The following is a 13311-nucleotide window of genomic DNA, read 5'->3' as shown; positions in this document are numbered from 1 at the left end:
ATTTTTTGATATAATTATATTACACTTTTTATGATTAATTTTACAACCCTCAATTTATCCAATTCTAATATAGTAAAATTGTAATTTTCAAAAGTTACACTTTGATTTACTTTAATGTTTGAACCAAGCATATAGGATATCCAACCACCTATACTATCAAATCCATCATGTTCTATATCAAGCCCAAAGTATTTATTGATATCATTGATTGATTCAGTTCCATCAACTAAGTAAGAACTTGTTCCTATTTTCTTAATATGAGTTTCTTCTTTATCAAATTCATCTTGAATTTCTCCTACTATCTCTTCCAGTATATCTTCAATTGTTACTACACCAGATGTACCACCATATTCATCTACCACTATAGCAAGTTGGAGTTTTTCTTTTCTTAATTTCTCAAGAGCCTTATCTATAGTACAATTTTCTGATATATATATAATATCTCTAAGTATTTCTCCTAGTTCAATTTTATTTCTGTTTATTTTTTGATTATACAAATCTCTTATATGTACAAATCCTAATATATCATCTTTATTTTTCTTACATACTGGATACCTAGTAACACCTTCATCTCTCAAAATAGATAATATCTTTTCCTCCGAGTCACTTTCATATATACAAATCATATCAGTTCTAGGTACCATTATCTCTCTAATTTTCTTTTCTTCAAATTCAAAAATATTGTCAACTAATCTTTGCTCTGATTCATCTATAAGCCCACTTTTATAGCTTTCTTCAACTAATAATCTTATTTCATCACCTGTATGTGGCTCATCAACTTCATCTGCTTGTGAATATCCAAATGGCTTAAGAAATAAATCAGTGCTTAGATTAAAAAAGTATATTATTGGATATGTCAATTTATAAAATCCAATCAACAAAAAAGATGTACTTAGCATTATTCTCTCTGTATTATAAAGTGCTAAGGCTTTAGGAACAAGCTCCCCTATTACAACTTCTACCATTGTTATAATTAAAAAGGAAATAGAAATTGATATTGTATATATAACACTTTCACTAAGATTAAATATACTTATTATTGGCAATATTAACTCTTTAACTGTAGATTCTCCCATCCATCCTAGTGCAAGTGAACAAAGTGTTATCCCAAGTTGACATGCAGAAAGATATGAATTTAGATTATCTTTTATTATTTTACACCTTTTAGCATTATTATTACCTTCAGCTATCATAGTATCTATCCTAGAACTACGAAGCTTTACCATAGCAAATTCACAAGCTACAAAAAATGCATTTATTAAAACAAGTACTATTATAAGTGTTACATTTAATAACTCCCGCATAAAATATTGGCCCTTATAATCTTATAACATAAGAAATTTATAAGAACTCAAAGTTCCCCCCTTATATTTATAAAATTTAATTTATAATATATATTCTATCATATTTATTAATATATCTTATTTTATTACAAATAATTTTAAATACAAAATTACCCCTCTTAATATTTATGATGGGTTGTATAATATATTAAGAGGGGCTAATTAAATTTTACGTATGGGCAATATAAATTTTAGTGGTCTTTTACAGGACTTTTTTCAGTTTCACTTGTTATTCCTAATTCTTCTTTTTCAATATTCCATTTTTCAAGACCATATTTAGATATTTTAACAGCTTCTGCTAGACCTCTCCCAAGTCTTTTTATCGTATTCATGCCTACTTCATCATCTTTTGCACCTTGTTCTTTTGCATCTTTACTCCAAATACTAGCACCAGTGTATCCTCCAATAAGTCCTCCTGTTACCAATACCTCATGCATTAAAAAGAAATTTATTATTGGTAATCTGGCCATTTCTTGTCCACCATATCTAGTTCCACCAGTAGTTATAGCAGCTCCTACTTTATTTTGCAAATTACATCCATGTACTAAATACATATGTCTTAATCTATTTAACACAGCAGTCAATTGAGCAGTTATTCCCATATCATAAACAGGAGAACCTATTATAAATCCATCTGCTTCTAACAATTTTTTCTCTAGTTCGCCCATATCATCTTGTATAGTACATTTTTCTGCTTTTCTCATACAAGCATCACAATGTATACATGGACCTATATTTTTTCCTCTTACAGTCCAAAAGTCAGTTTCTATTCCTGGTATTTCTTTAGCTTCCTCTAAAGCTTGTAGTATTGCATATTCAGTTGCTCCTTTTCTTGGACTTCCACATATTCCTAGTATCTTAGCCATAACTATACCTCCCACAAATTTTAATTTAAGCCTCTATGTTTATATCATTAGACTTATTCGATTTTATTGATAATATATATTTAATTATCATTGCTACAATAAATACTGATACTATACAAGAATTTCCAACTAAGGTTCTAATAATCTCTGGAAACTTTTCTAAAGTCTGAGGAACTGAAGTTATACCTATACTTAAGGTAATTGAAACTCCTGCTATAAGATTGTTATCTGACGTAAATCCACATTGACTTATCATATCATAACCAGCCATAGCAATTGATGAAAATACGATTAAAGCGACCCCTCCTATTATGCATGAAGGTATAGTAGTTATTATTGCACCCAATAATGGCGAAAATCCAACTAAAATTAATACTACTCCTGTAATTGACAATACAAATCTACTAGTAACTTTATTTATAGCTACGATTGCAGCATTTTGACCAAATACTCCTGTTGGTATTGAACTAAATACAGATGCAATTATAGATGTTAATGCATTTCCCATTGTAGCAGACTCTAATTCTTTATCTGTAACCTCTCTATTCATAGCTCCCATTGTAGCAATTGTTGCTGCTCCCATCATATCAGCTATAGCTACCATAAATAAAATGGCAAACATTAATATTAAATCAAGTCTAAATTCTAGACCAAATGCCAATGGCTTTGGAAAAGAAAGTATTGATGTCCCTTGAATTGCAGAAAAATCAACCAATCCAAATGCAAGTGATACTAAATAACCAAATATTATACCTATTAAAATTGCAGCATCTTGAACCAAACCCTTGCCAAATTTCATAAGCAAAATTATGACTACAACAACTATAAGTCCTATTGCGAAATTTATAGGTTCTCCAAATGTGGCTGAGCCTTCTCCCCCAGCTAAATTTTTTACAGCGGTTGGAAATAGACTAATACCCATACAGGCAATCATTGTACCTGCTATAATTGGAGTAAATAAATGTCTTATCTTCTTAATTCCAAAGGCTATAAAAAACACTACTATTGCCCCTCCAATTTGAGCTCCAAAAAGAGCTTTAAGCCCATATTTTCCAGCTACTGAAAGACATGCACCTAAAAACACATAATTTGTTCCCATTATTACAGGAAGCTTTGAACCAAGCCTATGCCCTTTAAATAGTGGTATTGAGTACAATTGTAGTAAAGTTGCTATTCCAGCTACCAACATAGCACCTTGCATAAGCATAGTTGACATCTGTTTATCAAGCCCTACTATATTCGATATAAGCATAGCTGGAACCATATTACCAGCTATCATTGAAACAAAATGCTGTAATCCTAAAGGTAAAGCTTCCTTAAAAGGCGGTTTCCCCTCTAGATGAAATTTTGATGTATCGTGCTCTTTCATAAAATAAATCCTCCCATAAATTTTATTTTTCTTTACGACCATGAATTTATTAACAATTAATTTTGAGCTATACACATCTTAATCTAGTTAATTCTTAACTTAAATGATATTTATTTTAACTAAAATATTATTTATGTATAGTTGTTTAGTGCACTTAATCTTATTATTTATATTCTCTAAGTTTATACTTTTTATTGACATCATGCTCTGCTCTTACAAACTCTAAATTTCCTTCTCCCATTAATTCAGACATTCTTTTCTTTCTATCATTTAGCCAATCTTTATCAATATTTTTATAGTACTTGTAATCTGTCCAATATATTATTGATGTTATTTCTCCTGGATTACTTTCACTAATCCATATCTCAGAACCAGCAAATCCTTCTAATAATTCTAGACCTTTAATCCAAATCTCATAATCTAATTGTAAGTACTTTTCTATTAATTTAGTATCTATCCTAAAAGTTAGCTCTTCAATAAATAAAGGTCTTTCAAATGATTTTAATTTCATATTATATACTTCCCTCTTTAATATTTGACTACTTTTTTATTTAAATGCTTTTTACATTTAAGTACTTTTAACATAATATTCTTGCATATAACCACTCTTCATTTTTACTTCTTGCAAGACTACCTTCTAGCAGGAGGTACATGTATTGCTTTACCTACTATTCCCATAGTAGCTTCTGCAAAAGCTTCTGATAAGGTTGGATGTCCATGCATAGTACTTGCAACTTCTTCAACTGTCAACATTGCTTTCATTGCAATTACAGCTTCATGAATTAAATCACTAGCATTAGGCCCTATGATATGAACCCCATATATTGTAGTCTTATCTTTTGAAGCAATTACCTTAACCATACCATCTGAATCATTCATTGTAAGAGCTTTTCCATTACCAGAAAACTGAAATTTACCAACGACATAGTCTAAGTTTTTATTTTTGGCTTCTTCTTCAGACAATCCAACTGTAGATACCTCTGGAAAAGTAAAAATGGAATTTGGTACTAAGTCATAATCTACACTTGTTTTTTCCCCTACAATTCGTTCAACAACTACTTTGCCTTCTTCAGATGCAACATGTGCAAGCATTATTCCTCCAATTACATCTCCAATTGCATAAATACCTGGTACAGATGTGCAGTAATTTTCATCGACTTTTATTCCCTTTTTATCATATTTGATGCCTAAATTATCTAGATTTAGTCCATCTACATCTAACTCTCTTCCTGTAGATACAAGTACATTATTACAAGCAATCTTTGTTTTTTCTCCATTCTGATTTATATCTACTACTAGTTCTTTATCACTCTTAGATATTTCTTCTACTTTTGATGAAAGTAGTATTTTAATCCCCCTTTTATTAAGTAGTTTAGTTAACCTACTAGATACCTCATTATCAACCATAGGAATTATATTATTCAAGAACTCAACTATAGTTACATCTGAACCAAATTCATTTAAAATTCCTGCAAACTCAATTCCTATAACTCCACCTCCAATTATTACTAATTTCTGAGGCAACTTAGTTATTTCTAAAGCTTCTTTACTTGTTATTACTCCCTCCAAATCAATCCCTTTAATAGGAGGCTTAGAAGATTTTGAACCAGATGCAATTAAAATATTTTTTCCTTTAATTATCTTCTTTGAGCCATCTTCTAATTTTATCTCTACAGAATCCTTACTTATTAACTTTGCTTCTCCCTTTTCTACAGTCACTTTATTTGCTTTTAATAATCCTTTTACACCACTAGTTAAGGTCTTAACTATATGTTTCTTTCTTTTCTGAACTTTTTCCAAGTCTAATTTATATTCATCAACTTTTATCCCATATTCTTCAGCATAATTAAAATAATTTAAAACCTGTGCATCTTTAAATAGTGTCTTTGTAGGAATACAACCTGTATTTAGACAAGTACCTCCAAATTCATTCTTTTCTACAATTATAACTTTTAACCCCAGTTGAGCTCCTCGAATCGCTGCAACATACCCACCTGGACCACCACCAATTACGATTAAATCAGCGTTCATATTTATTTTTCCTCCTTTTAAGTTATAGATATTAATATCTATAATTAAAATTTTAGTATCAATATTTATAGCTTGTTAAATCTACTTTATTTTTAATACCATAACAAAGTTTCTGACGTGTAAAAATAAAATTATTTCTATGCATTCCTACTATCAATAGTTCCGAATGTGGATGTTCTAAATGGCTATAAGCTGTTGTACAGCCTGGAGTCATTTTCCCACCAACAAATACCATGGAATAATTCATAAAATATTCGTCTAATAATTCATTTTCAATTAGGTGAGTACAGTATGAAGGAGATTCGATACACATTTTTTCTATCCCTAGACTTTTAAGTACATAAAGTAATATCTTAGAGTCTGGAGTACTATCTTTACCAGTAACAATTACAGGACAAACATCAAAATCTTTGTATAATTCTTCAAATTTATAATCATCAACATCCTTAATTGAATTAAAACTCCCTATACATATGTGTTTTAAAGGAGAATTTTCTTTTATATAATCCCAACCATTTGGAGATGTGGCTATAACCATTTTATATTCCTGACTCTTATCAACTCTAAATGTATAATGGTCAAATGGAATATCTCTAGCATCAAAAGAAACTACTACTCCACATGGCTGATATTTTTTATTTAAATAGTCTTTTCTTTGCTGTGTCAAACTTTCATCAAATACATGACATGTTATCCCAGGTTCATTTTGCAACGTTCTAGCCCCTATAATTACAGCATCTGAATATGCTCTTAGAACATTTAAAACCCAAAAATCTGCCAAGGCTCCATCTGGATCAACAAAATTATTTTTTCCAATTAAAGGGCCTGCTTTATTGTCTTCATATGCCATTTTTCCATCAGATGAAAGCACCATAGATGAAAATATATATGGTCTTTTATCTTTTGATTTTGGAAAAAACAACTCTGTATAATACTCTAAAGCATCTGGTATACAGATATTTTCATTAGATTCTTCTTTTAGATTGTCTAATATCTTTTCATTTCTATTTAATACATTTATTTTTAAGTTATGTTTTGGTATATTGAAAAACTCAAGCTTATTCATACTTTGACCACCTTCTCTCAATTATTTTTTATAATCCATAAATTCTTTTTCCCCATTGCATATTTCCTAGACCAACATCCTCTATTAACTTACTTGATATTTTTTGAGTTTTATAGATTACTTTTTCTTCATCTATATTAACTATTTGATTCTTATCCATAACTACTTTTCCATCTATAATAGAAGTTTCTATATTATTTGGAGTAGATGAATATATTAATGAACTAATTGGGTCGTGAACTGGTATAGAAATTGCACTTTTATATGGATTATAAATTATAATATCAGCATTTTTTCCTATCTCTATTGACCCTAAGCAGTCTAATTTATTTATGGATTTTGCTCCTCCAAGTGTTGCCATTTCCAGTACACTTGACGAAGGTAAAAGCTTTGCATCTCTATGAGTAACTTTTTGTAATAATGTAGTCATTTTCATTACTTCTAACATATTTTGAGTATCATTACTCGCTGAGCCATCACAAGCTAAACTTATAGTCAATCCATTTTCAATAAGCTTTGGAATTGGTGCTACTCCTGCTGCTAGAACCATATTAGATACTGGATTATGAGATATTTTAACATCATATTTTTTAAATAACTCTATGTCTTCATCTGACATTTGTATGCAGTGGACTGCAATAAAGTCAGGCCCTAAAATTCCTACTTTTTCAAGATATGGCACAGTCTTCATACCTCTATCTTCTAAACAGTATTTATCATCGTCCTTAGTCTCAAGTAAATGCATAGTTATTGGAATATGAAGCTCATTGGCTATATTTCTCATTTCTTTGTATCCTTCTTCTGTGTTATCCCATATAATACCAGGAGCTAATGCTAAACTTATTCTCGAGTGGTCTCTATATTTTTTATCTAATCTTCTGACATCATCAAAAAACTTTTGTTCTGTATCATGATAGGTACAACCAAATTCTTTTGGGAATTTGCTTGTATCTGTAAATCCTCTACCAAGTATTCCTCTTATTCCTAAGTCTTCAAATGCTTGAATTATACTATCATCAAGACCTTCTTTTCCATGACAGTACATATAGTCAAGTATAGTAGTTGTACCTGTTCTAATTGCTTCTATACATCCTGTTAAAGCTGCATAATAGCAACATTCTTCATCTATTTTATGTATAGCTCTTCTAACAGAGCTATCAAGCCAGTCTAACAATAATTTATCTCTTCCTAATCCCTTTAGCAAAGTCTGAAATAGATGAGAATGAGTACTTATAAATCCAGGTAAAACAAATTTCCCTCTAGCATCTATAATTTTTTCAGAGATGTATTTTTCTAGTAAATTCGTCTTTCCTATATCAATTATCTTGTTCTTTTCAATTATTATACAAGCATCATTTAGTATTTTCCTCTCATTATTCATTGAAATTAGATAAGCGTTTTTAATTATCAAATCTACTTTTCTCATGTAGTAACCTCCATATAATTTTTTGCTATATCTTAATTTTGACAGATAGTTTGGAGAGAAAAAATCTTTCGAGAAACGCATAACAAACTATCTGTCAGATTACTGGTATACTATAAAATCACTTTAAATCTGGCTGAATTACATCCATCTAAAATCTAAAAGATTTTGTGTGACTTCTTGAAGAAAACGTGCTCCAGGAGCTCCGTCTACTACTCTATGGTCATGAGTTAAACTCATATTCATTGTTGAACCAGCGTAAAATGCACCATCTTTTACAAGAACTTTTTCTATTATACTTCCAATACCTAAAATTGCACTTTCTGGTGTATTTAATACTGGGGTAAAGTATGTTATTCCAAACATCCCTAAGTTAGTTATAGTAATAGTTCCATTACTCATTTCATCAGAATTTAACTTGTTATTTTTAGCTCTATCACTTAAATCACTTAGTTCAATACATATTGTTTTTAAATCTTTTAAATTTGCATTTTTTATTATAGGTACCACCAAGCCATTTGGAATGTCTACAGCTACACCTATATTAATTTCGCTACTTACTTTAAAATGATTTTCATCAACTATTTGTGTTCTAAGTTTAGGATGATTTTCAAGTGCTTCAGCTACAGCCTTTATTATAAGAGCTGTATAACTTAATTTAACTCCTACTTTTTTATACTTTTCTTTCAATCCTTTATATACTTTTGATAAGTTAGTAATTTCTAATTCAGTGGCAATTGTAGTTTGAGCTGTTGTCAATAAACTCTCATGCATTTTTTTTGCTATTACATTTTGCATTGGTGTCATCTTAGTTACCAAATCATTTTCTCCTATATTTACCTTAATGTTATTAACTTGAGAAATATTGGTAACTTCTTGCCGTACTTCTTTTTCTACTACTTTATTTTGATTGACTTCCATAACTTCTTCTACTGGATTATTGTTCATGAAATTTTTCAAATCATCAATTGTTATTGAACCATGTATTCCTGTACCCTCTATATTTGAATAGTTAATTCCTTTTTCCTCAGCTATTTTTTTAGCTCTCGGAGTTATTTTTTTGTCTATATTTAAATCTTTTTTCTTAGTTGCATTTTCTAAACTTAAAATATCTACCTCTTTTTCATTATCAGTTTTATCTATCAAATTAAATCCACTAATATCTTCATTGGCTTCTGCAATTATACAAATTAGTTCTCCACAATTAGCAATATCGCCCTCTTCAAAAAATTTTTTTCTCAATACCCCACTTTCTGGTGCTTCAACAGTATTAGTAATCTTGTCAGTTTCAACTTCTAAAATTTCATCACCCTTATTTACTACACTTCCTTCTTCAATCAACCATGTGCCAATTGTTCCTTCCTCCATAGAAAGACCAAACTTCGGCATCTTAACCTCTGTAATCATTGTTTATCCTCCCCTAACTAATATTGCATAACTTCCTTACAAGCCTTAATTAGATTTTCTAATTTTGGTAGAACAAAATCCTCTAAAACTGGTGCATATGCTACTGGAGCATCAATTGATGTAACTCTTTTTATTGGTGCACTTAGATACTCAAATACATCTTCATTTATCATTGCAGATATTTCAGCAGCCCATCCTCCAACTCTTGGACCTTCTTGAGCAATAACCAATCGACTAGTTTTCGCAACTGACTCTACTATAGTTTTTTTATCATAAGGAAATACAGTTCTAAGGTCGATTATCTCTACACTAATCCCTTCTTTTTCAAGTTGACTTGCTGCTTTATGTGCTAACCCTAACATCATTTGAGTAGCTACTATAGTAATATCACTTCCAGTTTTTTCAATCTCAGCTTCATATAGAGGAATTTCATATGGCTCAACTGGCACTTCTCCTTTAACATTGTATAGCATTTTATGTTCTAAAAATAATACAGGATTATCGTTTTTTATAGCTGAAAGCAACATCCCTTTAGCTTCATAAGGTGTTGTTGGTGAAACTACTACAAGCCCAGGTGTATTCATAAACCATGACTCTGCACAAACTGAATGATGATATGCACAGCGTATACCACCTCCCTGTACAGCACGAACAGTAATTGGGCAATGTGCTTTTCCTTGGAACATAAAATTTAATTTTGCTGCATTATTTACAAGTTGGTCAAAACAAACTCCCAAAAAATCTGCAAACATTATCTCTGGAACTGGTCTTAGTCCACAAAGTGCTGCACCATTTGATAATCCCAATATAGCTGATTCTGATAAAGCTGTATCTTTTATTCTATTTGGCCACTTAGCCATTATTCCTTTAGTAATCCCAAAATCTCCACCCATTTTAGCTACATCTTCACCTAGTATAAAAACTCTATCATCATTTTCCATAGCTTGATGAAGTGCTTCATTTATTGCCATTCCATATGAAAGTTTTCTTCCCATTATCTTATCTCCACCTCTCTATCAACATATGTGTGTGTAACTGCATCTTTAATATCTGGTGATGGACTCTCCAATGAGAATCTCAGCATTTCTTGAACATCAGCCTCTATTTCTTCTTCTATTTGCTTAAGTGATTCATCTGACATACCTTCTCTTTCAATAAGTATCTTTCTAGTTAACTTGATTGGGTCTCTATCTTTCCAATACTTAACTTCTTCTTCAGGTCTATATGCTGCTGGGTCTCCTGCAAAATGACCTTGCCAGCGATAAGTGAGAAATTCTATTAAAGTTGGTCCTTCACCTTTTCTTGCCCTATCTGCTGCTATTTCCACTATCTCAATTACTGCTTCTACATCATTTCCATCTACCCTATAACTTGGAATCTCATACCCCTCTCCCCAAGTTTTTAATTCTTTTTGAGGATGTGAATCTGTATAGTGTGTAGATATAGCATATTGATTATTAAGTAGGCAATATATTATAGGAAGTTTCCATGTTGCTGCCATATTAAGACTTTCGTGGCAAGTTCCTTCTCCTAAAGTTCCATCTCCTAGAAATACTGCTGTAACATCATCTGTTTCTTTATACACAGATGCAAAAGCTGTACCAAGACAAGTTACCATAGTTGAACCCTGTATTCCATTAAACCCCATATTTCTACATTCAATATCATTTATATGCATTGAACCGCCTCTACCACCATTTATTCCTGTAGCCTTAGCAAAAATTTCTGCCATTACAAGTTTTGGGTCAGTACCACAAAGTGCTATAGTTCCATGACCTCTATGGTCTGGAAATTTATAATCTGTTTTTCTAAGTGCATCAACTATGCCTGCTTGACAAGCTTCTTGCCCTATACTTAAATGAACAAATCCTGGTATTGTTCCATTGGCAGCATATACTTCTATTACTTCTTCAAATCTGCGAATCATAACCATGTCACGGTATAATTTTTCTAATCTTAACTTACCTAATGCCATCTTATCTCCCCCTGAATCAATAAATTTTTAAGTTGTTTATTTTAAGAAACTTTTTTCAAGTACTGAGTAATTTATTTCTCCTGCCGAAAATGATTTCCCAGTATTTATATTATGTATCTGTATTTTGCCTATTGAGTGTACATCATGGTCTACATAGAAAAAGTCTCTTCCTGCCTTCTCAAATACATCTTCAAACAACTCTCCATAATTTGGAGACGAAGTTTTCCCTGCCAACTGGTGTATAGTTTTTGCAATAGCAGTATCAGTCGAATCCACCCAAAACTCAGTTTCACTACCATAAATCAATGCATCATTTATTCTTCCCATAGTCTTAAGTTCATCTTTTAATACAGGTGCGATTGGTGCTTTTCCTCTAGCAAGTACAATTTGACCTGCATCAAAGTTTTTTTCAAACATCTTATGGCATACTTGCTCAATAATTCTTGCTGACACTTGCATTGATGCTACAATACATGTACTTGGTGAAATTAATATATATGTGTCTTCTGGTTTTACTTTACAAGCATTTGCAACCTCTAAGACCGTTTCATCATTAGGATATTTTATATCTTGGATACATAGGACTGCCTCATGATAAGTGTCTTTATATGGAGTCATTTCAAAATACCAGTCTGATTTAACTCTTGCTAAAGCTCTTGCTGGTCCTGACCCAATAGTTGCAAATTCACCTTCTCCAAGTTTCCATCCAGCAATCTGTGAACCCATACATGCAATCAATGGTTTATCTATAAATACTTCAACTGCTGAGAAAGAATATTCATCATTTAATTTAAAATCTCCTAATGATACTGTTCCTAGGTCGCCTATAGAAGCCCTAGTAAATAAAACACCTGCTTTCCAGCTTCCACTACAATTTAATCCCATATCAATTATAGTTGCTCCACAATCCATCTTAACAACTTCACACCCTAATGCTTCTGCATCTTCCAGTATCTCTCTTACTACCACCATAGCTTTCTTGTTTAAACTTATCATCTTTATACCTCTCAATATATATTTTATTTATGCCTTCTTCCCACATACATCAATTGCAGCTCCCATTATTGGACTTGCTTCATCAGATGCTAAGAAAGTTACAACTTTTGATACTTCTTCCACTTGCAACATTTCTTCAAGTGGTATCGTAACTGCATCATCATAGTCAAATCTTTTTCTTGTATATTCAGTATTAGTCATACCTAAATATATTGCATTTACATTGATTCCATACTCTTTTACTTCTTCTGATAAAGTTTGAGTAAAACTTACCATCCCACCTTTAGAAGCAGCATATGCCCCAAAACCCGGAAAAAAATGTTTTGCTGCTGTAGAACTAATATTTATTATTTTTCCATACTTTTTATCAATCATTGTTCTAAGAACAGCCTTAGTACAATAAAAAGTTCCACTTAAATTAGTCTTTATCTGAGCATCCCAATCTTCAATTGTAGTATCAACTACTGGAGCTGATTTATGGAGAGCTACATTATTAATCAATACATCTACACGCTCAAATTTATCTATTACTTCACTAAAACAAACTTCTACTTCTTCTGGTTTGCTTACATCACAAACTGAAACAAAGGCTTTACCACCAGATTTAATGATTCTTTCTGCAACATTATCCAATTTACTTTTAGTTCTACCAATTAAGACTACTGTTGCTCCTTCAATAGCAAAATCTAAAGCAAATCCTGCTCCTAATCCTTGCCCTCCTCCTGTTATCACAACAACCTTATCTTTAAATCTTAAATTCACAATCCATCACATCCTCTACATTCTTATAATTCAAACTTATATTTAGAAAAATATCTTACATTACAATATCTAA

The 13311-nt window shown here is 31.3% G+C and carries 12 protein-coding genes; all 12 read right to left on the bottom strand.

All coding sequences use genetic code 11. The features are described from left to right. Positions 1 to 14: 14 nt before the first annotated feature. Entirely contained in the window at positions 15 to 1304 is a 1290-nt protein-coding gene (locus IC173_RS04400; RefSeq protein ID WP_227434359.1) for a hemolysin family protein, read from the bottom strand. Between the two features lie 230 nt (positions 1305 to 1534). Further along, the gene (locus IC173_RS04395) at positions 1535 to 2209 is read right to left on the bottom strand and encodes a flavodoxin family protein (RefSeq protein WP_227434358.1); all 675 of its coding nucleotides are present in this window, start codon (positions 2207 to 2209) and stop codon (positions 1535 to 1537) included. A gap of 25 nt (positions 2210 to 2234) precedes the next feature. Continuing rightward, positions 2235 to 3578: a uracil-xanthine permease family protein gene (locus IC173_RS04390; protein ID WP_227434357.1), complete on the bottom strand. Its 1344-nt coding sequence runs from the start codon at positions 3576 to 3578 to the stop codon at positions 2235 to 2237. Positions 3579 to 3741: 163 nt separating this feature from the next. Beyond that, on the bottom strand, positions 3742 to 4089 hold the full coding sequence (locus IC173_RS04385; protein ID WP_227434356.1) for a TIGR03792 family protein: 348 nt from the start codon (positions 4087 to 4089) through the stop codon (positions 3742 to 3744). Positions 4090 to 4208: 119 nt separating this feature from the next. Further along, positions 4209 to 5609: a dihydrolipoyl dehydrogenase gene (gene lpdA / locus IC173_RS04380; RefSeq protein ID WP_227434355.1), complete on the bottom strand. Its 1401-nt coding sequence runs from the start codon at positions 5607 to 5609 to the stop codon at positions 4209 to 4211. Positions 5610 to 5667: 58 nt separating this feature from the next. After that, positions 5668 to 6675: a dihydrofolate reductase family protein gene (locus IC173_RS04375; RefSeq protein ID WP_227434354.1), complete on the bottom strand. Its 1008-nt coding sequence runs from the start codon at positions 6673 to 6675 to the stop codon at positions 5668 to 5670. A gap of 28 nt (positions 6676 to 6703) precedes the next feature. Then, entirely contained in the window at positions 6704 to 8101 is a 1398-nt protein-coding gene (locus tag IC173_RS04370; RefSeq protein WP_227434353.1) for an amidohydrolase, read from the bottom strand. Positions 8102 to 8239: 138 nt separating this feature from the next. Beyond that, on the bottom strand, positions 8240 to 9505 hold the full coding sequence (locus IC173_RS04365; protein WP_227434352.1) for a dihydrolipoamide acetyltransferase family protein: 1266 nt from the start codon (positions 9503 to 9505) through the stop codon (positions 8240 to 8242). Between the two features lie 17 nt (positions 9506 to 9522). After that, complete coding sequence (locus IC173_RS04360) at positions 9523 to 10500, bottom strand: alpha-ketoacid dehydrogenase subunit beta (RefSeq protein WP_227434351.1); 978 nt, start codon at positions 10498 to 10500, stop codon at positions 9523 to 9525. Further along, positions 10500 to 11480 (bottom strand): thiamine pyrophosphate-dependent dehydrogenase E1 component subunit alpha, encoded by a 981-nt coding sequence (locus IC173_RS04355; RefSeq protein ID WP_227434350.1) that lies wholly within the window; start codon positions 11478 to 11480, stop codon positions 10500 to 10502. Before IC173_RS04355 ends, IC173_RS04360 begins: the two co-directional genes overlap by 1 nt. Positions 11481 to 11516: 36 nt before the next feature. After that, positions 11517 to 12476: a methenyltetrahydromethanopterin cyclohydrolase gene (gene mch / locus IC173_RS04350; protein WP_227434349.1), complete on the bottom strand. Its 960-nt coding sequence runs from the start codon at positions 12474 to 12476 to the stop codon at positions 11517 to 11519. 27 nt (positions 12477 to 12503) lie between these two features. Next, a complete protein-coding gene (locus tag IC173_RS04345) occupies positions 12504 to 13238 on the bottom strand; it encodes an SDR family NAD(P)-dependent oxidoreductase (protein WP_227434348.1) in 735 nt (244 codons plus the stop codon). Positions 13239 to 13311 lie beyond the last annotated feature (73 nt).

It is taken from the genome of Clostridioides sp. ES-S-0048-02 (genome assembly GCF_020658495.1).
In the GTDB taxonomy this organism is placed as follows: domain Bacteria; phylum Bacillota; class Clostridia; order Peptostreptococcales; family Peptostreptococcaceae; genus Clostridioides.
This window is presented reverse-complemented; position numbering and strand designations above follow the sequence as displayed.